This is a genomic window from Pseudomonas sp. NFACC46-3 (assembly GCF_900114515.1).
GTDB classification, from domain to species: domain Bacteria; phylum Pseudomonadota; class Gammaproteobacteria; order Pseudomonadales; family Pseudomonadaceae; genus Aquipseudomonas; species Aquipseudomonas fluorescens_Q.
Map to the genome: position 1 here is coordinate 297,784 of NZ_FOTH01000002.1, position 22,085 is coordinate 319,868.

A 22,085-nucleotide genomic window follows, 5' to 3' on the forward strand; every position below is an offset into this window, starting at 1 on the left:
GCGTTGTAGAACTACCAGAAGAAAACGGCCAAAAGTTTGCACCGGCTGAATCCTCGACTGCTGAACTCGGCAACGAGACACTGAATGCTGGTCAGGATCGCCGGTAAGCGGGGTATCACGGCGGACCTCAATCCGGTGTCGTCTCTTACGCCAATGGAACAACCGTGAGCCTGTTTGATTCGACCGTCGCAGCCATCTGCATTGCCTGCGGATAAGCCAGCAAACACTCAGCGATGGCAGGCTCCAGCTCAACCCGCACTCGCCTTGTCAGGGCCCGAGCACCGAAGCGTGGGTCATGCTTTTGGCACAGCCAGTCGCTTGCCGCAACGTCCAGGACCAGCGTACGGCGATGCTGACCGAGACGTTGGTTGAGTTTGTTCAGTTCGATCTGCAACAACGCTTCCAGCCATTGGGTTTCGATGCGTTGGAAAACCAGGATGCGATCAATACGGTTTAGAAACTCCGGTTCGAACCACGCGTGCAACGCCAGCTCCAACATAGCCTGCTCACCTTGTGGGGCGATGCCGAGCCAGCGCCGCCAACCGCGTGAAAAACGTTCCCTGTAGGTGGTCGCTTGCCGGGCTCCAATGTTGCTGGTCATGAAGATCAGGCTATTGCGAAAATCCAGTGTTCGGCTACCGCCCGCCAAGGTCAGTTGGCCGTTCTCAAGAATGCCCAGCAAACTGCGCACCACTTCCTTGCTGGCCTTTTCCAGCTCATCGAACAGCACGATGCCTGGGCGACTGTAGGTGCCTTGAATCAATTCGCTATTGAACAGACTGACGCCCTCTTTACTCCCCACATAACCAGGTGGCGCTCCGGTGAGCGCCGCCGAGTAATGCTCCTGGGCCAAGGTGTGCATGTCGATGCGACAAAAAGCATCGGCGCGACCGTGTATGGCCAGTGCCAGCAGACGTACGATTTCGGTCTTGCCGACACCGGTCGGCCCCATGAACAGGTTCACCGTCAACGGTCGCTCACGTTCACCAATATCGACCTTAACCACGTTTAGCAACGCCTCGACCGCGCGCATGACGTGTTCTTGGCCGACAATTCGACTGCGCAACAACGCCATGACTTGGGCGGGATTGAAGGCGAAGCGTGAGGTCAACAACTCTGCTGCCGGTGATGCGCTGGTCAGGCCAGGCTGGGGGTGGTTTGGGTCGATGCGATCATTCACCAAAGGCATGGTTTAGCCTGCGTGTTTTTCTTTACCGTCGTGGGGAAGCTCTCCCACCGGGCAATGAGCCACGCCGACGGTGCTACGGGTCAGTTTTTCGACGTTTTCCCGGGCTTTCTGCGCGTCCAGTACCCAGGTGCGGTAAAAGTCGAACGGGCAGTCAGCCACCCCCTTGTCGCCGTCCCCGGAGTGATAGACCCCGGTGTAACCGCGATGCAGCAGCTTGAACAAATGATTCTGTGATTGGTCGTTCGCTCGCGCATCGCGGATTTGCGAAACGGATAATTGTGCGTACTGAATGCCCATTTCCTCTTCACCGCATTCGCCCAGGGTGCGACCGTCGAAGCCAATAATCGCCGAGTGACCAAAGTAGGAATAAACCCCATCGAAGCCGGCCGCATTGGCCACTGCCACATAGCAATTATTGGCCCAGGCCATGCTTTTGGACATCATCACCTGCTGCTCTTTGGCCGGGTACATATAGCCCTGGCAACGGACGATCAACTCCGCTCCTTTCATTGCACAGTCGCGCCAGATCTCCGGGTAGTTGCCGTCATCACAAATGATCAAGCTGATTTGCAGGCCCTTGGGACCCTCGCAGACATAGGTCCGATCACCCGGATACCACCCTTCTATGGGGCACCAGGGAATGCACTTGCGGTACTTCTGGACGATTTCGCCCTGGTTATTGATCAACACCAACGTGTTGTACGGGGCTTTGTGGGGATGTTCCTCATGCCGCTCACCGGTCAGTGAAAACACCCCCCACGTGTCAGCCGCACGGCACGCGGCGGAAAAGATCGCAGTCTCTTCGCCTGGAATACTGGCGGCAGTCGCCATCATCTCATCGTGGTCGTACATGATGCCCATGGTGCTGTATTCAGGAAACACCACCAGGTCCATGCCGGGGAGACCGCTTTTCATCCCCGTGATGATGTCGGCAATCTTGCGGGCGTTTTCAATGACCTCGGCTTTTGTATGCAGCCGCGGCATTTTGTAATTGACGACCGCGACACCCACGGTGTCCGGGCTGCTGGAAATATCACCATGACGCATGAGATTTACCTCTGTTAATGACTGATCATCCAAGGTCTGGAGCCGGTTTTACGCTTGAGCCCCTGTGGATTTTCTTTGGTCGGGGCCAGCGGTTTGCTCGGTGCACAACAACTGCACCCACTGGGATGACGACGGTTCTGCTGGTACTCGCCAAGCGTCTGCGGCGCGTGGGCACTTCGCTCGTTGGTCGCCATGGCCTGGCGTTGACTGCTCGACAACGTCGTCAGTGCCGGCGCAGACAACAGCAACCGCCCTCCCGGGCCCGCGCAAGACGGGCACTGGCACGACTCGTGCCGTTGGGCCATGGGCCGCAACATTGTGAAAGAACCACAGGTTTGGCATTCGTACTCATAGGTCGGCATGGCGCTCTCCAGACATTGATCGAGCTCGGGCGTGTCTCACAGGTCCGGGGCAATCGGCAGATCGATACTGCCGTCGAGGTGTTTGATGGGACCGTTGGCGTTGGGGTTGATGTCGAACTCGAAGATTTCGGTGGGTAACCAGAGGGTCGCGCAGGCGTTGGGGATATCGACCACGCCGCTGATATGCCCTTGCACCGGCGCAGAACCCAACAGGGCATAGCCTTGGGCGGGGGAATAACCAAACTTGGTCAGGTAGTTGATCGCATTCAGGCAGGCCTGGCGATAGGCGATATTCACGTCCAGGTAGTGCTGTTTGCCGGCTTCATCCACCGAGATACCTTCGAAGATCAGGTAGTTCTGGTAGGTCGGGATGATCGGGCTGGGCTTGAACACTGGGTTCTTGATCCCGTACTTGGCCATGCCGCCCTTGATCAGCTCGACTTTCATATGAACCCAGCCGGCCATCTCGATAGCACCGCAAAAGGTGATCTCGCCGTCGCCCTGACTGAAGTGCAGATCCCCCACTGACAACCCGGCGCCTTTGACGTAGACCGGGAAGAAAATCTTCGAGCCCCGGGACAAGTCCTTGATATCGCAGTTACCACCATGTTCACGCGGTGGCACGGTGCGCGCGCCCGTGGCCGCGGCATCATCCCGGGCCTGGCCCTTGAGCTTGCCCATGTGTGCGGTGGCGGCCAGCGGCGCGTTGGCCAGGGGCGGCACGCGGGTCGGGTGGGTGTCGATCAGTTCCTGCTCACGGCGGTTCCAGTCGCCGAGCATTACCGGGTCGGGCAGGCAACCGATCAATCCGGGGTGGATCAGGCCGGCGAAGTTGACCCCGGGAATGTGCCGCGAACTGGTAAACATGCCTTTGAAATCCCAGATGGCTTTCTGTGCGCTGGGAAAGTGATCCGTGAGGAATCCGCCACCGTTCTGCCGCGAGAAGAAGCCGTTGAAGCCCCACATCGATTCGGCCTTGGCGCCGATGTCCAGCAGGTCGACCACCAGCAGATCTCCCGGCTCGGCGCCATGCACGCCCACTGGACCGGACAGGTAGTGCACGGTGGACAAGTCGACGTCACGCACATCCGAGGCGTCGTCGTTGTTCTTGATCGCGCCAGCGGTCCAGTCGTAGGTCTCAAGAATAAAGTCATCCCCCGGCTTGACCCAGCAGGCCATGGGAATGTCCGGATGCCAGCGGTTGTGGATCTGTTCGTTCTCGGTGGCGGGCTGGTTGAGGTCGACTTTGATCAAGGTATCGGTCATGGCGAAGCTCCTGAACATTAGGGATGTACCGCGTTGGAACCAGTCTCGAATGGCGGCACGAATCGGCCAATACGTTGGATGACGTACCCCTTTGAGCTGGCTTGCCAGCTGCTACAAGGGCGCCTATCGCGCCTACACGCAGAGGTAGCGACTGATGGTGGATTCGTCGACCTTGTCCCGGGTCTCCTCGATCACGAAGCGACCCTTCTCGATCACCAGGAAGCGGTCGGCGATTTCCAGGGTGAATGACAGCACCTGCTCGGAGACCACAATGGTCAGGTCGCGCAGGTGACGGATCTCTTTCAAAGTGCGGGCGATGTCCTTGATGATCGATGGCTGGATGCCCTCGGTGGGTTCATCGAGCAACAACACCTTGGGATTGGTCGCCAGTGCCCGGGCAATCGCCAGTTGTTGCTGCTGCCCGCCCGAAAGGTTGCCACCCTTGCGCGAGCGCATGTCGTGGAGCACCGGAAACAACGCATAGAGGTCTTCGGGCACCTGGCCCCGGGCCGATGCCGGCAGGCCGGTCTGTATGTTTTCCAACACCGTCATGCTAGGGAAAATCATCCGCCCCTGAGGCACATAGGCGATGCCGTGCTCCACCCGCTCGTGGGTTTCCAGGTTCGAGACTTCCTGACCATCGACGCTGACCTGCCCCCGCCACTGCGGAAGGATGCCCATCAAGCTCTTGAACAGCGTGGTCTTGCCCATGCCGTTGCGTCCCATCACGGCGACGATTTCGCGTTTGGCCACGGCCAGGTCGAGGTCGTGAAGGATCTGACTCTGGCCGTAACCACAGGACAGCTTGTCTACGTTGAACATGCCTGCTTCCTCAATGGCCTAAATAGACTTCGATGACTTTCGGGTTGCTCTGCACCGACTCCATGCTGCCCTCGGCCAGGACCTTGCCCTGATGCAGCACCGTGACCTTATGGGCGATGCTCTTGACGAATTCCATGTCGTGTTCGATCACCAGCACCGAGCGGCCCTGGCTGATGCGCTTGAGCAGTTCCGCAGTCTGTACGCGCTCGTTGACGCTCATCCCTGCGACCGGTTCATCGAGCATCAACAGGTCAGGGTCCTGCATCAGCAGCATGCCGATCTCCAGCCACTGCTTCTGGCCGTGGGACAGCAGGTCGGCCTGTTGCTGCAACAGCTCGCCGAGAAAGATCTCCCGCGCCACCTCTTCAACCCGGGCAATCACTGCGGCACTGCGTTTGAAGAACAACGCGCCAAACACCTTGCGCCCTGCCGGGTAGGACATCTCCAGGTTCTCGAACACCGTGAGGTTTTCGTAGATCGACGGGTTCTGGAATTTGCGCCCGACACCGGCACGGACGATGTTGTACTCGCGCATCTTGGTCAGTTCCTTTCCATCGAACTGGATGCTGCCGCTGGTGGCGCGGGTCTTGCCGCAGATCAGGTCGAGCACCGTGGTCTTGCCTGCGCCGTTGGGCCCGATCACCACCCGCACTTCATTGCGGTCGATGTACAGGTTGAGGTTGTCCACGGCCTTGAAACCGTCGAAGGACACCGTCAGCCCCTCGATAACCAGCACCGGCTTGTTCATCTGAAAACCTACGGCGGTCATGGTTGCGTCTCCAGCGAAGGGCGTTCAGAAGCAGGGGTCGGCGGTGCAGTGCGCGACGTCTCCGGCAGGGGCGCGGCAACGGCAGCTTGCTGCGGGGTACGCCGCAATAAACGGCCAAGGGTCTGGCGGCCATGGCTGTCCCAAAGTCCGGCCAAACCATTGGGGAAGTACATGACCACGGCAATGAACAGCCCGCCCATCAGGTACAGCCACAATTCGGGGAAGGACTCGGAGAAATAGGTCTTGCCGTAGTTCACCAGCAAGGCCCCATACACCGCGCCGAGCAGCGACATGCGCCCGCCGACAGCGGCAAAGATCACCATCTCGATGGATGGCACGATGCCGACGAACGAAGGCGACATGAAGCCCACCTGCAAGGCGAACATGGCGCCGCCTATGGCCGAGAAGGCAGCGGCGATGCAGAACACGAAAATCTTGAAACTGGCCACGTCATAACCGGAGAAGCGCACCCGCTCCTCTTTATCGCGCATCGCCATCAGCAGCCGCCCGAGCTTCGACGCAAGGACAAAACGGCCGATGAAAATGCAGCCGAACAACAAGGCCGCGCTGATGAAGTACAGCAGCAGCTTGGCGCTGTCACTGCGCAGGTCCCAGCCGAGCAGCGTCTTGAGATCGGTGATGCCGTTGACTCCGCCGGTCAGGCCCTGCTGGCCGACGATCAACACCGTGAGAATCAGCGCGATGGCCTGGCTGACGATAGAGAAATAAACATCCCCCACCCGCCGCTTGAACAGCGCCATGCCAATGATGAAGGCCAGCCCTACCGGCACCAGGATCACCGCCAACAGGGTGAAGCTGAAACTGTGGAACGGTACCCAGAGCCACGGCAGTTCGGTGATCTGGTTCCAGTCCATGAAATCCGGAATGCCCGGCGTCGACTGGATTTTGGTGCTCTGCGGGTCGGAGGCTTCGAGCTTGAGAAACATCGCCATGCAGTAGCCGCCGACGCCGAAGAACACCCCTTGCCCGAGGCTGAGAATGCCGCCATAGCCCCAACACAGCACCAGGCCGACAGCGACGAAGGCATAGGTCAGGTACTTGCCCACCATGTTCAGGCGAAAGGCATCCAGGGTCAGCGGGAAGACCACGAGAATCAGCAGCGCCAACAGGGCCACGCCCAACAGGTTCTGCTTGCCCGCCAGCATCTTGTCTAAAAGCTTCATTGGCTCGCCTCTACTTGCGCACTTTGATGGAGAACAACCCTTGAGGGCGCAACATCAGGATCAGAATCACCCCGGACAGGGTCAGCACCTTGGCCATCGAACCACTGAGGAAGAACTCCGAGATCGATTGGGTCTGGGCAATGACGAACGCCGACGCAATAGTGCCGAACAGGCTTTGTGCGCCGCCGAAGACCACCACCAGGAAGGTGTCGACTATGTACTGCGAGCCCGCGGTGGGCCCGGTGGAGCCAATGGTGGTAAAGGCCGCGCCGGCCACCCCCGCGACACCACAACCGAGGGCAAAGGTCATGCGGTCGACCTTGCGCGTGTTGATGCCCACGGCACGGCTCATCAGCCGGTTTTGCACCGTGGCCCGCACTTGCAGGCCCCAGCGTGAGCGGTAGAGCAAGAGAAAAATGGCCGCGGTGAGCAGCAGGGTCAGGGCCATCATGAACAGACCGTTGCGCGGGATCTCGATGGACTCGGTGAAGTTGAACGAGCCCATCAGCCACTCCGGCGGCGTGGCGCTGACTTCACGGGCGCCGAACATCGAACGGAAGGTCTGCTGCATCACTAGGGACAGCCCCCAGGTCGCCAGCAATGTGTCCAACGGACGCTTGTAGAGCCGACTGATCATCGCCCACTCCACCAGCCAGCCGATGGCCCCGGCCACCAGAAACGACAGGGCGATGGCGAGGAAAAAATAATAGGGTTGAAACCACGGAGCGAAATGACTGGTCAGGCTCGAACAAACATAGGTGGTGTAGGCGCCGATCGTGAGGAACTCGCCGTGGGCCATGTTGATGACCCCCATCTGGCCGAAAATGATCGCCAGCCCCAATGCCATCAACAGCAGCACACAGAACACGGACAAGCCGTTGAACCCCTGCATCGCCGCGATGGCACCAAATTCCGATAGCCATTCCATGATGATGGACTCCTGCTTGGAGGGAGGATGTGGAAAAACGTTGGAGCTCCATCGCCGGCAAGCCAGCTCCTACGGAGTGTTGGAGTCGGCTTGCCGTGATGGCCCAGACCTTACTGATAGCCTTTAGGGAACGGATTCGGCTCGATCAGATCGGACTCGTACACCACTTTGAACTGGCCATCGGGCTGCACTTCACCGATGCGGGTCTTGCTCCACAGGTGATGGTTTTCATGCACTTTGACGTAGCCTTCAGGCGCGGTTTTCAACTCGATGCCCGGCGAAGCTGCAACCACTTTGTCGACATCGAAGCTGCCGGCTTTTTCCACCGCGGCCTTCCACAACCATGGGCCCAGGTACGCGGCCTGGGTCACGTCGCCGATCACCGAATCCTTGCCGTACTTGGCCTTGAAAGCGTCGACGAAGGCTTTGTTGTTGGGGTTGTCCAGGCTCTGGAAGTACTTCATCGAGGCATAGAAACCGGCCATGTTCTCACCGCCGATGCCCAGCAACTCATCTTCGGTGACCGAGAGCGTGAGCAAGGTCTGCTTGGCCGAATTGACACCCGCCGCATTGAGTTGCTTGTAGAAGGCCACGTTGGAGCCACCCACCACTGCCGCGAACACCACGTCGGGCTTCTTCAACTTGACTTTGTTGATCAGCGAACCGAACTGGGTGTTGCCGAGCGGGTAATAGTCTTCGCCGACCACGGTGCCGTGCAGCACGTTTTCAATGTGCTTGCGGGCAATCTTCATCGAGGTGCGTGGCCAGATATAGTCCGATCCCACCAGATAGAAGGTTTTGGCGCCTTTGGTCTTGGCGATCCAGTCGAGGCTGGCGAGGATTTGCTGGGTGGCTTCCTGGCCCGTGTAGATCACGTTCTTCGACTGCTCCAGCCCCTCGTAGAAAGTCGGGTAGTAAAGCAGGCCGTTTTCTTTCTCGAAGATCGGCAGCACAGCCTTGCGCGACGCCGAGGTCCAGCAGCCGAACACCGTGGCCACCTTGTCGTTGACCAGAAGCTTCTTGGCCTTCTCGGCGAAGGTCGGCCAGTCGGAGGCGCCGTCTTCTTGGATCACCTTGATCTGCCGACCGAGGATGCCGCCTGAAGCGTTGATCTGCTCGATGGCCAGGCGTTCGGCCTGGATCGAACCGGTCTCCGAAATCGCCATGGTGCCGGTGGCCGAGTGCAACTGGCCCACCGTGACTTCAGTGGCGGTCACCGCCAGGCCGGTGCTATTGGCCTCGTCGGCCCATACACCCTGGCTGAACACACTGGCAGCCAATAGCGACAGGGCCGCCGCCCCCAGCGCCAGGCGGCGCGGCAACAGGCCTTTGGTCCGGATCAATCGTGGTTCCATGCTGCTACTCCTCTGCGGTGACGCTGACAGCTCGCCTTGGGGCGGCCGGCAACGGTGGTGGCATCAGCATGGCTGCGCGGATCGGCGACGGGTATACGCAGCCTGACGTAAGCGCATACGTCATTTGACGTAGGGAAAAATGCACCAAGGCGGCGCAGGCTATCGCTCCAGGCCCCGCCTGAACGGCACTGCGCGGACGCGCGCGCAGGCAACAGTTGGCGCGGCAAGACGGCGCGGTGCAGGGCATGAAAATTGCTCGGCTATCCGCCACGGGCACACCCGCCAGGCACGGAGCGCCTTGACCCCAGGAGTCTTTCGTCGTGCTTCCACCTGGCACCCAGCGCATCGCCAAGATCCGTCGCGACTACAACAGCTGGGTCGCCGACGAAACCATGGAAGACTACGCCCTGCGTTACACACCAAAGTCCTTTCGCAGGTGGTCGGAACTGCGCATCGCCAACACCGCCCTGGGCGCGGTGTCGTTCCTGGCTCTGGAGGCGATTGGCGGGGTGCTGGCCCTGAGCTACGGCTTCACCAACACCTTCTGGGCGATCCTCGCCGTGAGCCTGATCATCTTCCTCACCGGCCTGCCCGTCAGCTACTACGCCGCCCGCTACGGCGTCGATATGGACCTGTTGACCCGCGGTGCCGGCTTCGGCTACATCGGCTCGACCATCACCTCACTGATCTACGCCAGCTTCACCTTTCTGTTCTTCGCCCTGGAAGCAGCGATCATGGCCCTGGCCTTGGAGCTGTACTTCCATATCCCATTGGCCTTTGCCTATGTGATCTGCTCTGTGCTGGTGATCCCCCTGGTGGCCTATGGGGTGACCCTGATCAGCCGCCTGCAACTCTGGACCCAGCCGTTGTGGCTGGTGCTGCTGGTGCTGCCCTATCTGTTTGTGCTGCTGAAAAACCCCGAGGCCTTCAGCGACTGGACCAGTTTCCAGGGCCGTGATGCCAGCGGCGACTTCAATCTGCTGGCGTTTTGCGCGGCCTGTACCGTGGCCCTGTCCCTGGTGACGCAGATCGGCGAACAGGTCGACTACCTGCGCTTCCTGCCGGAAAAAACCGCGTCCAACCGCAAGCGCTGGTGGGCCGCCCTGCTCTGCGCCGGCCCCGGCTGGATCCTGCCCGGCGCCTTGAAAATGTTCGCTGGCGCCTTCCTGGCGTTTCTCGCCCTGCAACACGAGATCCCCATCGAGCGCGCTACAGAGCCGACCCAGATGTACCTGGTGGCCTTCAGTTATGTGTTCGCCTCGCCGGAATGGGCCCTGGCGGCCATGGTGCTGTTCGTCTTCGTCTCGCAGATGAAGATCAACCTGACCAACGCCTACGCCGGCTCCCTGGCCTGGTCGAACTTTTTCGCCCGGGTCACCCACAGTCACCCCGGCCGCGTAGTTTGGCTGGTGTTCAATGTGGCGATTGCCCTGATGCTGATGGAGCTGGGGGTATTCGACGTCATCGACCAGGTGCTCGGTCTCTACGCCAACATCGCCATCGCCTGGATCGGCTCGGTGGTCGCCGACCTGGTGATCAACAAACCCTTGGGGTTGTCACCGAAATACATCGAGTTCAAGCGCGCTCACCTCTACGACATCAACCCGGTGGGCGTCGGCTCCATGCTGATTGCCTCGCTGCTGTCGGTCCTCGCCCACTTCGGTCTATTTGGGGCGCTGGCCCAGGCCGCCCCGCCCTTCGTCGCCCTCGGCACCTCGCTGGTCATGACCCCGCTGCTGGCCTGGGCCACACGCAGCCGCTATTACATTGCCCGCACCCGCGATCCGCTACTGCTGCAACCGGTGGCACCGAGCACGCTGATCACCTGCGGCCTGTGCAGCAACCCGTTCGAAACCGCCGACATGGCTTTCTGTCCGGCCTACAGCACGCCCATCTGCTCACTTTGCTGTTCGCTGGACGCGCGTTGCGGCGATCGCTGCAAACCTCACGGGCGTCTGTCGGCGCAGTTCGAAGCGCTGTTGCATTGGTTGCTGCCCAATGCAACGGTGCCACGCCTGCACACCCGGCTAGTGCATTACCTGGGCCTGCTGCTCGCGCTGATCCTGATGCTCAGCGGCGCTCTGGCGCTGATCTATGGCCAGGCCTCCCAGGGACTGCCCCACTCGCCGCAAGCCCAGGCGACGCTGTACCAGGCATTTTTCCAGGCCTTCCTGACGCTCTCGGTACTGGCGGCCATCCTCGCCTGGTGGGTCGTTCTGACGCGGGAAAGCCGCCGCGTGGCCCAGGAAGAATCGGACCGCCAGACCCTGCTGCTGATGCAGGAAATCGAAGCCCACCGCTTGACCGACCAGGCCCTGCAAGATGCCAAGGAGGCTTCCGAGGCGGCCAACGCGGCCAAGAGTCGCTACGTCACCGGACTGTCCCACGAACTGCGTACACCGTTGAACAGCATCCTCGGTTTTACCCAGATCCTGCAGCGCGATGCGGCCATGCCGGAGCAGCATCAGGATGCCCTGGCGACCATCCTGCGCAGCGGCTCGCACCTGCTGTCGCTGATCGACGGCCTGCTCGATGTGGCCAAGATCGAGGCTGGCAAATTGCGCCTGGAACCGACGGAAATCCCCTTTCCGGAACTGATCCACGATCTGGAGCTGATGTTCACCCCACAAGCACGGGACAAAGGGTTGCGCTTTCGCCTGGAGCTGATCGGCAAGATGCCGGCGGTGGTGCGAGGCGACGAAAAGCGCGTCCGGCAGATCCTCATCAACCTGTTGGGCAATGCGGTCAATTTCACCGACAGCGGCGAAGTCTGCCTGCGGGTCAGTTACATGCGCGAGACGGCAACCTTCGACATCATCGACACAGGTATCGGCATCGACCCCGAGCACATCGAGCGAATCTTCCAGCCTTTCGAGCGCGGTGATCTGATGCGCCAGGACAAGGGCGTTGGCCTGGGCCTGACCATTACCCGCATGCTCACCTCGCTGATGGGCGGCGAGTTGCAGGTCAAGAGTCAGCAGGACAAGGGCACCTGTTTCCAGGTGCGCCTGTTTCTCTCGCAAGTACGGGTGCCGCAAGCGGTGATCCATGTCGAACACGACATCATCGGCTACCAGGGGCCGCGGCGTCTGGTGCTGGTAGTGGACGACCATGTGGACCATCGCAAGGTCCTCAGCGGCATGCTTACGCCCCTGGGCTTTGAAGTGGTCCAGGCCAGCAACGGCCAGGAAGCGATTCGCCAGGTCGCCCTGCTGGGGCCGGACCTGATTCTCATGGACCTGTCGATGCCGACGATGGATGGCTGGGAAACCAGCCGGCTGATCCGCCGCAATGCGTTGTCCACGGCACCGATCATCGTGATATCGGCCAATGCCTTTAACGACGAGCGCGAGCGCAGCCTGGCCAGTGTCTGCAACGACTACCTTGCCAAGCCGGTACACACCCCGGAGCTGCTCGAGCGGATCCAGAAACAACTCGACCTGCACTGGCTGCGCCGCGAAAAACCAGCCCCTGCGACATTCCCCGAACCGGGGATATTGCCCTCACAGCCTGACCTCATCGCCCTCGGCGAACTCAGCGCCATCGGCTACGTACGCGGTCTGCACGAAAAACTCGACGCCATCCAGGCCGAGACGCCAGCCACCGCCCCTTTCATCAGTTCGCTACGCAAGCTGCTGAAAAATTTTCGCCTGGACGAAATCAACCGCGCCCTCAAGGAGGCAGAAGATGAATGCACTGACCACAGTCGCTGAACCCGGTGTCGTGTTGATTGTGGACGACACCCCGGACAACCTCGCCATGCTCTCCGACGCCCTCAATGATGCCGGCTACATGGTGCTGGTGGCCCTCGACGGGCTCAGCGCCCTGAACCGCATCGAACGCCGGCGTCCAGACCTGATCCTGCTGGATGCGATGATGCCGGGCCTGGACGGCTTCGAGACCTGCCGGCGGATCAAGGAGCAACCGGCCAACGCCGATATTCCAGTGCTGTTCATGACCGCGCTGACGGAAAGCAGGCATGTGGTCCAGGGCTTTGAAGTGGGTGGCAGCGACTACGTGACCAAGCCGATCCAGACCGACGAAGTGCTGGCCCGGGTCGCCGCGCACTTGCGCACCTCGCGCATCCTGCTGTCGGCCCGAGCGGCGTCACAACCAGCCCCGCCGAGCCTGGACGACGAACCGGCGCACAGGGTGCTGTCGGCACGCTTTCAGCTCACCGGTCGGGAAGTCGAGGTTCTGCGCTGGGTGGCCTGCGGCAAGACCAACCGCGACATCGGCACCATTCTTGATCTGAGCCCACGCACCGTGAACAAACATCTGGAACATGTGTATGTGAAGTTAGGTGTAGAAACACGCACAGCAGCGACCTCCGTGGCCTTGTCGGCCATGACCGATTCTCGCAACAGTGCTTCAAGGTGAGCCACGATAACCGGACGTATTGTTGGATGAGCACTGGGGCCGTTTTCGTCCATGACAGAACCTGGAGGATGAAGCAGGAACGTTAGAAACGGCTCTGGATTTTCAGCCCAGCCACCCAGGCAATGCGGGGGTATTTTTTAGGCATGAAAAAGCCCAACCTTTTCAGATTGGGCTAAGTCATTGAAAAATATGGTCGGGACGGAGTGATTCGAACACTCTACCCCTAGCACCCCATCTCCTTTTTCATACTTCTTGAAAGCTTCCAAAGTTTTACTCTGGATTTTTCCAAGCGAGTATTTACTTGAGCTTCAGCGGTGTTCTGCTCTACGAAAGTCCAGTAACGTCCATCAAGAGCCGAGGTTTTTGTGAGGGGAAAAGTAGGGGGAGCACCAGCTCAAGCTATGATCCAACCGAGAATAACTGGCGGAGTGAATAGGGTTACCGATCGGTTATCCTTTCAAACACCCTGCCAAAAATCGAACCGCCAATACTGAATTTCATACAACTGGAATGCTTCTGATCGAAGGAAATGCACTTGTGGCAGGGTCTGCCTTGCGATTCAATTACGTTTCGCGATAAGCTCAGTCACCAGCGCCGCTCATGGTCGGCGCGCTGCCCACCCCAGGGGGCCCTAGAGGCCGCAGCTAAGTGGATATTCAACCATGTAATCTATAGAAGCCTCTGGCCGCTCCTGTTTCGGGCACCGGGGAATGTGGGTGGGCGTCTCCGGTGTAGCTCTTCGAGAGCAACGGAAATCACCATGGCATTGCTGAAAACCTCCTATCTTCGTGAAAACATCGTTCGTCAATCCAAACGTCTTAGCGAGAAACTTGCCGTCCCGCTAACTACCGCCAAAGAGATACTCGCTTCAGGGCCTTACGGTTGCGCGAGCTGGGCGGATTTAAACGCCCGACTGAAGTCACCTTCCCCACACGACGAATCATTGATCCTTGCGGCTTTACCGCACGTGGACGCGGCACAAGCTTATTTTGCCAACAACATACGTGAGCTGGCGAAGGCGCTCAGCCGCCGCATTTTGATAAACACCAATTTGGCCGGTTTGTACGAAATACTCAGGTACGTCTTTGTTATATCCCAAGTACCAGTATCGCTCAGTGATATTGCTACGAAGATAGAGGCCAGTGCCTGGCAGCCAAGTCACATCGGCCCCGATCCTGCCGCTGTTATTCATGCATATACGAGAATCAATGACACTTATATCAAACTCATTGCGACTCGCGTCTACCTTCCAGAATATTACGATCTCGGAGAGCACTACCAACCTCTCGCAAAAATAGCCGAGCCTTACAACGAGAACATCAAAATCATTTGGTCCGACCCGATGGGTTGGTACAAGGCAACCTGCGACTATCTGGAGGCCTTTGACCGTACAGCGGATGACGATGAATATGACGTCGAGCTGATATTGCCTGAGGAACATTTGGATGAGGCCATGCGCATTCACCAACGATGGTTCGACAATGCCTTGAACGTATGGCGTGACGAAAGCCGTTATGGTGAGAGTGACCAATATTTTGTGCCCTATGCTCTTCCACTAGGGTGTTACCTAGTGCTCGGCGTACCCTGTACCGCTCCTGCCAATCTCCCTGTGCTCAACAGTACTTCAGTCGCGTTTGACTCAGAGTGGGACAACGACACCACTCTGGTGACGCTCGGCAAGCAGCCTGTGTGTATTGAATGGATCACCATCAACAACCAGACACGGCAGCATGATGGTGAACACCATGAGCATTTCAAAAGTCTAATGGATGGCGTCTTTTCTCACTTGGATTGCGAACTTGATCAATTTCAATCCGAAGGCCGTTACCACAAGTTGTTCTACATCACGCCTGCCTCGAATTTTGCGATCGATAGTTATTTGAAGGTCGAACTCGAACCGTCTGGTGACGAAGAGTTCTTTGTGCTTCAAACCGACAATCCCTTCCTTGCATCGAAAATCGTGGATTACGCATCAACGCGACAACTCATGGGGTATCAATCGAAACTTGGGACCTCCAATTTCCTTATGAAAATTGAGGCTAAAGAGTCGCTCCTTGAAAAGGCTAACTTAGCCTTGATCGCGTATCGGGCGGGTAACAAAAAAAGCTATAACTTGATCACTCAATCCCTGCTAACCAGAAGGGCTGAAAACTCCACGGTGGTCGTGAATATCCAGGCCGCCCTGCTGTCACTTTGCGACCTGATTGACAAGCGGGTGCTCAAGGACGCTATTCATCATGGGATCGTGGTGTACTGCGATCCGGGGTTTCTCGATGATCTCGATGTACCGTCAAAGCGCAGTAAAGGCTTACAGGTCGCACCACAATCACTGATTGAAACGCTTGAGCAACCGTTCCAGGAAAAAGACTTTTCTCTCCACGATTTATTCTCAAACCTAACGCTGGCCCACTACACCCGACGAAATCACTAGCGCCAACATAACGAGAAATGCCCCTTGAGTTTTGCTCCGGGTCATTTTTATTTCACGTAGGCGTTGAGGTGGGTTGAGCACTCTGCCGTTCAAAAAAGCACACGCAGAGCGCGCCCATACAACGATTGATTCATTACGTAGCTCAAGGAACCCCAACAATGAGCGCAGGCTTTGTTTACTTGATCATCAATCCCAGCATGCCCGGACTGGTTAAAATCGGCCAGTCAACACGCTCATCCAAACAACGGGCGAGGGAGGGAAAAGGAACTTGGGTACCTGATAATTTTGAGGTCGTCTACGATGAACTTGTCACCGACTGCCGGCAGGTAGAAATCCTGATGAAGCAACGTTACCTGGACTACCAGTACAAACCCAACCGAGAGTTCTTCCAACTCCCCATTCGCGAGGCCATTCGAGGACTGATGGAGGAGGCACTGAACTTCCGCGTGCCTCAGGTGGGCTCTAACAGCGGCGTGGAAATTCTTCCGGACTTGAAGCGCAAGTACCCGACTTATCTGGATCCTGCTTTTCACTCGATCAAAATCGTCCACCGCGATAATATTGTTTATCTAGAGTCTGTAAGATTTCGCCACACCACTAGCCGGGACGAGATCGTCGAGCGCACCGATTTGGCGTTTATTTCCGATGGGGAAATAGATATGTTTATAGCCAATCGCAGCCCTGAGGATAACGCCCGACTTTTCGTGCATGAACTGGACGAGTATTCGATGATTCACTGCACTGATCTTTTCACTCAGCAAGCGTGCTCATACATCGCGGAAACACATGAGAAAAGTCGCTGCCTTTCTTAAACGCTTGTGCCAACCGGATCAAAGATGGCACCGCGCTCTTGACCAAAATAACTCAGCACTCCCCGCTCGCTACTTTGCTGGTAGCAGGCGGGACACTGCTGTGCGGTCACCGACCGTGGGTATGCGTTCCACGAAGTACACCTACCGCCAGGAGCGTTTCGTGTTTACCGTGACATCTCTGGTGCGCAGTTCCACGGCAACAACTCTTCATAGTCGGCCACCGACTGCGCATGCGATTCAGTTACACGGTTACGGCGAAACGCTGAGCATCAAGGGCGGCAACGGCCGAGAATCCAGCGCCCTTCTTGAAGCTCATGTTATGGACGAAATTCTTCATCGCATCAGACGGGTCGATGGTTTCGAGGTTAAGTCCGTCAACAGTTGGCCTAGAGAACGCAGCACTCAGAATTGGCTGCTCCTCCATATGACCTGTCGAGCTGTTGAGCACATTGTCCAGAGCGGTGACGATGACTAGGTCATCCGGCAGGATTGCCAACAACTCTCGACCTACTCGCAGAGCGCAGCTGCACACGTAGTCCTGGTGAAGCTCGTTGAACCGCCCAGCAGGCATAGCTTTAGTCGACAGCTTGCCGCTTTTGAGTAGAGATTTGATTTCAGTCGGAATCACGTCGGAGCCATGGATAGCGAGTCTGGCTTCTAGGACACCACCTTCATGAACAATCATCTGAATGGTTGAGCCGAGGTGCGAGATTTCTGCAAACGACTCGAAAGCTTCGATGGCATCGAGCTTGGCTTGACGGTCACCATCAAGGATACGGATCGCAATGTCCCGCTCCTCTGCCCACTCGGTATTGGCAGTCTTCCATTCATCAAGCTGAGCCTGATACTGCCTTTCATCTTCCGCCTGTGCGGTGCCAATCTTGCCGAGCAGGACTGCGCGTTGACGAGCCTCTAGCTTGAAGAGCCGAGCCCAGAAATTGGGGTGATATGTAGCGGCCGCATGCGTAGCTTCTTGCTCAAGAGTTCCGCTTTTGAGTGGCTGTCTAGGTTCGGGATTGGAGAGAAACCGCTTCCATTTCACAGGCTCGGCGCACTCCTTGTGCATCGAAAGGAGGATATCTATATGATTTTCGTACACCTCGACTTCATACGCTGCTTGCTCCAGCGCTTCCATTTTTGCGTACTCTTTCTGTCGCTTTTCAAGCTCACGCTGCCGGCGATGAGCGTTGCGCTCTGATCGCCGCGCAGATGCTTGCAGCGAACGTATAGTCCCTTTCCAGCCCATCACGATTCTCCATACCGTTCACGCGATGGCACATTGACATAGCTCGTAGCTTTGTCTGAATCACCTAAGAACCTGGAAACTGAAAATACCAGGTAAACCAGATGGAGCGCATTTGTACTCCACGCGTCCGCCAGCGCTCTCCCCCGCGCCCAACGGCAAATAGCCGGCAGCCAGAGTGCTGACGAATAAACGCAACCCCACACCGAGGGATAAGCCATGCACCCAGCAATGCAAGCCCGCGTCGAAGGCAATATCGCGCTTCAAATCCGGGCCACGGCGGCAACCGCCGAGTTCTACGCGATGATCGGCCGGCCCGTGCCAGTCAGCAAGATTCGCTACCAGGTCGTCACCAAGGGCAACACCTATCACATCGTTGAGCGCTCCACTGGCTTGACCAAGGGCTTCCGCTGGACCTAGACGGCTGCCATCAACTTCGCCCAGGTGCTGGAGGCTCGCGCCGATGGCATCAAAGTCTCGCTCTCGGGTGGCACGCAATGATCGGCGAATCCATGCCTAACCCGCGGGACGCAATCGTCCAGGACCTGAACCAGAAGCTCGATCAGTTCTTCGGCAGCGGGAAGACAATCCAGCAGATCGAAAGCGGTGTGAGCGCAGAGGCGCCCTTCTTCGGCACCACCGCTCACCACGCCAAGCTGCGGGCCCAGCAGGACAAGTTGGCGCCAGCAGTACGAGAGCAGGCCGAGGCCGGCAAGACAGTCAGCGAAGCGGCCAGAGCCTTGAAGATGCACATCAAGCGCGTTCAGCTCATCGCCAGCGAAAACGGATTCAAGTTCGTAGAGATGTCAGGTGGCGAACCCGGAACTGGAATTGTCTGATTCGGGAGAGAATAAATTCACCGCGATATCGTAGCCGTATGCTGTGTTACCTTGGTGGTGAACGCGCAAACCACCAGCATCATGTACCTGCAAAAACTCTTCGTTTCCTAAGAGGAAGTAACCCCCTATCTCCATTTCTATTTTCTGAACAGTTATGGACTCAGGGGGATCAATCTTAATCTGAAGCGCTATGTCATTTGGCGCACGGAATATAGTTATAGTGCGCCCGACAACCTCTACGTCCCAATTTTCATCACCGGCAGTCCATACATTATCTTCAATTTTTAAAGTTGTAGCTCCGGTGATATCAGAAAATAGACCGCTCAGAAGCATTGGTTGACCTGGCTCATCTGGCTTCCGAATGGACAAAACATCAATCCCAGCGATTCGAAGAACGACTCGACAATTAAAATATTTCGACCCAGCAAAATAAACTGTAATTCCGCCGGGACCAAAATCAAACAACTCGGAAGCAAAACCGTCTTGTTTGCATTTTGGGTTTTTGTTTGCCCGAGCAACGGTTTCAGCAGATAAAGTTTTTCTAGCACGCTTTTGGTTACACTGCATGCACAATAGCGTTATCCCATTCGGGTCATGCCTTAAAGCATCTTTGAAGTCCGGATCAAAATGCTCAAAATCATAATAAGCTAATCCGCATCTCACACAGCCAAAACCACATCGTTGACGAACCTCACGTTGAATTTCTTTAGGTACGTAGCGCGGTAAGCCGTGCCGATTCCGCTCTCCCATGTAATCGCCTCGATTCGTTATGTACCGGTTACCCGTAATATCCCAACCCAAACCAAATTGCCACCACCGGTCTCGGAGGGCGGCACCTACCTGGAAGAGCTTTCGAAGCTACCAGGTAAAAAAGGTGATCCGCCGCGACCCTTCTTTTTCTTGCGCTTTTTCACCGTCTTCGAACCTAGAGCTCTTTTCATCGCAGCCTTCACAGCTTCTTCCGGCGTCAGCTCTATGCCATCTGCCGCGGCTTGTGACTTCGCCGTATCGAGACCATTGATGAACCGTTGGGTTCGTTTATCGAATGCCATTTTCACCCCTAATCCGGCCCCATGCCGGGCCATAAACCAATAGCCCACAAACTCGAATCACGCCAACCGGCGAGGGGCTGATATTCTTTCTCTTGACTATCTGCACACAAGCCTATGCAAACCCATTCGTGGTATTTCCGTCGTCCTGCATTTCCTTTATGTGTATGTTTATTTGCTCCCAGTCATTACTAAGTTCGAAATCAAAAACATCTTTACTCGATAGCTTTCGAACCTCATCAAACTGAACATTCGCCGACAACAAACCGACACCAGCGTTGGTAAAAGTTGCAGAATTAGCAATATTTGACGCAACTATAAATCCGACAGATATGACCTCCACCCATAGAAAAGGAGCCTTGTAATATGGCTGTTCCCCGAAAGTCCTATTCGCAACCAAAGAGTCCATGAAATCATTGATATCAGCGCGCTTGGATTTTTTATTTTTTAATTTTACAAAATATATATGATAATGCGCCATTTTCGCACTCCTCCTTCCTTGCAATAAGCTCCATCGCGCCTCTGCAAAACCCTGGCTCAGAGAGGCACGTCGCGCATCACAAATACCCCACTTCTACGAATCACGCCAGCCGGCGAGGATCCCTCATGGAAATTACTTACGGTTCGGTGTGCTCCGGCATCGAGGCCTCGACCCAGGCTTGGCATCCGCTAGGCATGCGTGCCACCTGGTTCGCCGAGATCGAAGCCTTCCCCAGCGCCGTCCTGGCCCACCATTACCCGAACGTGCCGAACCTGGGTGACATGACCAAGCTCGGGGCCCTGGTGCTGGCCGGCAAGATCGCCGCGCCCGACGTGCTGGTCGGCGGAACACCATGCCAGGCCTTCAGCGTGGCGGGGATGCGCGAAGGCCTCACCGATTCCCGCGGCGCCCTCACCATCAAATACGTGGAGCTTGCAGATGCAGTTGACTATGTTCGCGCCGGCCAGCGAAAGCCCGCCAGCGTCATCGTCTGGGAGAACGTCCCCGGCGTCCTCAGTGACAAAGGGAACGCCTTCGGATGCTTTCTTGGCGCGCTTGCTGGGGAAGACTGCGAACTGCAGCCTTCAGGGAAGAAATGGCCGGACGCTGGTTGTGTGTATGGACCCAAAAGAACAATCACGTGGCGGGTCCTGGACGCCCAATATTTCGGCCTGGCCCAACGACGCCGCCGTGTGTTCGTTGTCGCAAGTGCTCGAGACGGATTCGATCCCGCCGAGGTACTTTTTGAGCGCGAAGGCGTGCGCCGGGCCGAGGCCAGGGGCAAGACGTTACCGGAACAGCTCCTTTCGGCCCTGCGCTCCAGTGCGGATGTGGCTACGTCTTCCCGAATCCCTAGGGCAATACGGCTGCCCGAACTGCGAGAGTGACGAAGAGCCGCGGTGGGCATTTTTGGCGGTATCCCGGCCTTCGGCGGCCGCAGCCCGGCCGGGTCGATTGAGCGAGCAGCAACACTCACAACCAAGGAAAGTCGGCTATCAGCAACCGACTCTAGGGGACCGGTACTGACAATCTTGAAGAGGACAACAGGATGAAGTCCCGGAAAACTCCCCACCAATGAAAAAGCCCAACTGGCTAGAGTTGGGCTAAGTCATTGAAAAATATGGTCGGGACGGAGTGATTCGAACACTCGACCCCTAGCACCCCATGCTAGTGCGCTACCGGACTGCGCTACGCCCCGACTAGGCGTGAATCTTGTTCCGCTTCTCAACGGAACGCTCAGGAATATATCGCAAGCTTTTGAAAACTGGAAGTATTTAAAAGCAGAAATTTATTTCTTGAGCACCACCAGCACATCTTCAAGCTCGGCGATCATCTGGCGGATCATCTGTTTGTACTGGGTTGTATCGTCTTTGGCCTCATCACCGGAGAGGCGCAGGCGTGCGCCGCCGATGGTGAACCCCTGATCGTACAGCAGCGCGCGGATCTGCCGGATCATCAGCACGTCTTGTCGCTGATAATACCGGCGGTTTCCGCGGCGCTTGACCGGGTTGAGTTGAGGAAACTCCTGCTCCCAATAGCGCAGCACGTGCGGCTTTACCGCACACAGCTCGCTGACTTCACCAATGGTGAAGTAGCGTTTGCCCGGGATGACGGGTAGTTCGTCGTTATGACTTGGTTCCAGCATAAGCCTCAACTCGGGCCTTCAACTTCTGCCCTGGACGAAAGGTGACCACACGGCGAGCCGTGATCGGGATTTCTTCTCCCGTTTTCGGATTGCGGCCAGGCCGCTGGCGTTTGTCCCGAAGGTCGAAATTGCCGAAACCGGACAACTTGACCTGCTCGTTGTCTTCCAGAGCGTGCCTGATTTCTTCGAAAAACAGTTCGACCAATTCTTTGGCCTCCCGTTTATTCAGGCCCAGCTCCTCATACAGACGTTCCGCCATCTCAGCTTTCGTCAGAGCCCCCAT

Annotated in this window: 21 protein-coding genes, 1 tRNA gene and 1 pseudogene; 7 read left to right on the forward strand and 16 right to left on the reverse strand. The window is 57.3% G+C overall.

All coding sequences use genetic code 11. From position 1 onward, the window contains the following. Positions 1–145: 145 nt before the first annotated feature. The 9 genes from BM300_RS05035 to urtA all read right to left on the reverse strand — a co-directional run bounded on the left by BM300_RS05035 (position 146) and on the right by urtA (position 8,922). The gene (locus BM300_RS05035) at positions 146–1,189 is read right to left on the reverse strand and encodes an AAA family ATPase (RefSeq protein WP_092462212.1); all 1,044 of its coding nucleotides are present in this window, start codon (positions 1,187–1,189) and stop codon (positions 146–148) included. A gap of 3 nt (positions 1,190–1,192) precedes the next feature. Next, the gene (locus tag BM300_RS05040; RefSeq protein WP_092144409.1) at positions 1,193–2,236 is read right to left on the reverse strand and encodes an aliphatic amidase; all 1,044 of its coding nucleotides are present in this window, start codon (positions 2,234–2,236) and stop codon (positions 1,193–1,195) included. A gap of 14 nt (positions 2,237–2,250) precedes the next feature. After that, entirely contained in the window at positions 2,251–2,598 is a 348-nt protein-coding gene (locus BM300_RS05045; RefSeq protein ID WP_082534334.1) for an FmdB family zinc ribbon protein, read from the reverse strand. Positions 2,599–2,634: 36 nt separating this feature from the next. Beyond that, complete coding sequence (gene fmdA / locus BM300_RS05050; RefSeq protein ID WP_003203578.1) at positions 2,635–3,864, reverse strand: formamidase; 1,230 nt, start codon at positions 3,862–3,864, stop codon at positions 2,635–2,637. Positions 3,865–3,996: 132 nt separating this feature from the next. Next, entirely contained in the window at positions 3,997–4,686 is a 690-nt protein-coding gene (urtE, locus tag BM300_RS05055; RefSeq protein ID WP_063320404.1) for an urea ABC transporter ATP-binding subunit UrtE, read from the reverse strand. Between the two features lie 10 nt (positions 4,687–4,696). Continuing rightward, the gene (urtD, locus tag BM300_RS05060; RefSeq protein ID WP_092462214.1) at positions 4,697–5,455 is read right to left on the reverse strand and encodes an urea ABC transporter ATP-binding protein UrtD; all 759 of its coding nucleotides are present in this window, start codon (positions 5,453–5,455) and stop codon (positions 4,697–4,699) included. After that, positions 5,452–6,639, reverse strand: a complete 1,188-nt coding sequence (urtC, locus tag BM300_RS05065; protein ID WP_092462216.1) for an urea ABC transporter permease subunit UrtC — start codon at positions 6,637–6,639, stop codon at positions 5,452–5,454. The genes urtD and urtC overlap by 4 nt, the downstream gene beginning before the upstream one ends. 10 nt (positions 6,640–6,649) lie before the next feature. Beyond that, entirely contained in the window at positions 6,650–7,567 is a 918-nt protein-coding gene (gene urtB, locus BM300_RS05070) for an urea ABC transporter permease subunit UrtB (RefSeq protein WP_170862014.1), read from the reverse strand. Positions 7,568–7,677: 110 nt separating this feature from the next. Beyond that, positions 7,678–8,922 (reverse strand): urea ABC transporter substrate-binding protein, encoded by a 1,245-nt coding sequence (gene urtA, locus BM300_RS05075; RefSeq protein ID WP_058542510.1) that lies wholly within the window; start codon positions 8,920–8,922, stop codon positions 7,678–7,680. A 320-nt stretch (positions 8,923–9,242) separates the two neighbouring features. Here urtA and BM300_RS05080 point away from each other — a divergent pair, with 320 nt between their 5' ends. From BM300_RS05080 to BM300_RS05095, 4 genes are all read left to right on the forward strand, one after another. Further along, on the forward strand, positions 9,243–12,635 hold the full coding sequence (locus BM300_RS05080; RefSeq protein WP_092462218.1) for an ATP-binding protein: 3,393 nt from the start codon (positions 9,243–9,245) through the stop codon (positions 12,633–12,635). Beyond that, complete coding sequence (locus BM300_RS05085; protein ID WP_092144399.1) at positions 12,610–13,302, forward strand: response regulator; 693 nt, start codon at positions 12,610–12,612, stop codon at positions 13,300–13,302. The genes BM300_RS05080 and BM300_RS05085 overlap by 26 nt, the downstream gene beginning before the upstream one ends. A 760-nt stretch (positions 13,303–14,062) precedes the next feature. Further along, positions 14,063–15,733 carry a hypothetical protein gene (locus tag BM300_RS05090; protein WP_092462220.1) on the forward strand — a complete coding sequence of 557 codons (1,671 nt, stop codon included), beginning with the start codon at positions 14,063–14,065 and terminating at the stop codon, positions 15,731–15,733. A gap of 158 nt (positions 15,734–15,891) precedes the next feature. Then, positions 15,892–16,545 carry a GIY-YIG nuclease family protein gene (locus BM300_RS05095; RefSeq protein WP_024076463.1) on the forward strand — a complete coding sequence of 218 codons (654 nt, stop codon included), beginning with the start codon at positions 15,892–15,894 and terminating at the stop codon, positions 16,543–16,545. 241 nt (positions 16,546–16,786) lie between these two features. On the opposite strand, the gene BM300_RS05100 is transcribed toward BM300_RS05095, so the two are convergent. Continuing rightward, complete coding sequence (locus BM300_RS05100; protein ID WP_092462222.1) at positions 16,787–17,791, reverse strand: hypothetical protein; 1,005 nt, start codon at positions 17,789–17,791, stop codon at positions 16,787–16,789. A 216-nt stretch (positions 17,792–18,007) separates the two neighbouring features. Here BM300_RS05100 and BM300_RS05105 point away from each other — a divergent pair, with 216 nt between their 5' ends. Next, positions 18,008–18,208, forward strand: a complete 201-nt coding sequence (locus BM300_RS05105; protein ID WP_256575799.1) for a hypothetical protein — start codon at positions 18,008–18,010, stop codon at positions 18,206–18,208. Positions 18,209–18,285: 77 nt separating this feature from the next. Continuing rightward, on the forward strand, positions 18,286–18,627 hold the full coding sequence (locus BM300_RS05110) for a hypothetical protein (protein ID WP_092462224.1): 342 nt from the start codon (positions 18,286–18,288) through the stop codon (positions 18,625–18,627). On the opposite strand, the gene BM300_RS29945 is transcribed toward BM300_RS05110, so the two are convergent. The 3 genes from BM300_RS29945 to BM300_RS05115 all read right to left on the reverse strand — a co-directional run bounded on the left by BM300_RS29945 (position 18,595) and on the right by BM300_RS05115 (position 20,157). After that, on the reverse strand, positions 18,595–19,377 hold the full coding sequence (locus BM300_RS29945) for a hypothetical protein (RefSeq protein WP_139232333.1): 783 nt from the start codon (positions 19,375–19,377) through the stop codon (positions 18,595–18,597). The two genes, BM300_RS05110 and BM300_RS29945, sit on opposite strands and share 33 nt — an antisense overlap. Before the next feature lie 86 nt (positions 19,378–19,463). Next, on the reverse strand, positions 19,464–19,679 hold the full coding sequence (locus tag BM300_RS29950) for a hypothetical protein (protein WP_139232334.1): 216 nt from the start codon (positions 19,677–19,679) through the stop codon (positions 19,464–19,466). 112 nt (positions 19,680–19,791) lie between these two features. Then, positions 19,792–20,157, reverse strand: a complete 366-nt coding sequence (locus BM300_RS05115; protein WP_092462226.1) for a hypothetical protein — start codon at positions 20,155–20,157, stop codon at positions 19,792–19,794. A gap of 125 nt (positions 20,158–20,282) precedes the next feature. On the opposite strand from BM300_RS05115, the pseudogene BM300_RS05120 reads away from it, so the two are divergent. Beyond that, positions 20,283–21,152 (forward strand): annotated as a pseudogene (locus BM300_RS05120) (DNA cytosine methyltransferase); the annotation flags it as partial. 126 nt (positions 21,153–21,278) lie between these two features. Here the strand turns inward: BM300_RS05120 and BM300_RS05125 are convergent. The 3 genes from BM300_RS05125 to ihfA form a co-directional block, all read right to left on the reverse strand. After that, a tRNA-Pro gene (locus tag BM300_RS05125) sits at positions 21,279–21,355 on the reverse strand. Positions 21,356–21,445: 90 nt separating this feature from the next. Further along, positions 21,446–21,802 carry a MerR family transcriptional regulator gene (locus BM300_RS05130; protein WP_003179985.1) on the reverse strand — a complete coding sequence of 119 codons (357 nt, stop codon included), beginning with the start codon at positions 21,800–21,802 and terminating at the stop codon, positions 21,446–21,448. After that, complete coding sequence (gene ihfA, locus BM300_RS05135; RefSeq protein WP_002553164.1) at positions 21,783–22,085, reverse strand: integration host factor subunit alpha; 303 nt, start codon at positions 22,083–22,085, stop codon at positions 21,783–21,785. Before ihfA ends, BM300_RS05130 begins: the two co-directional genes overlap by 20 nt.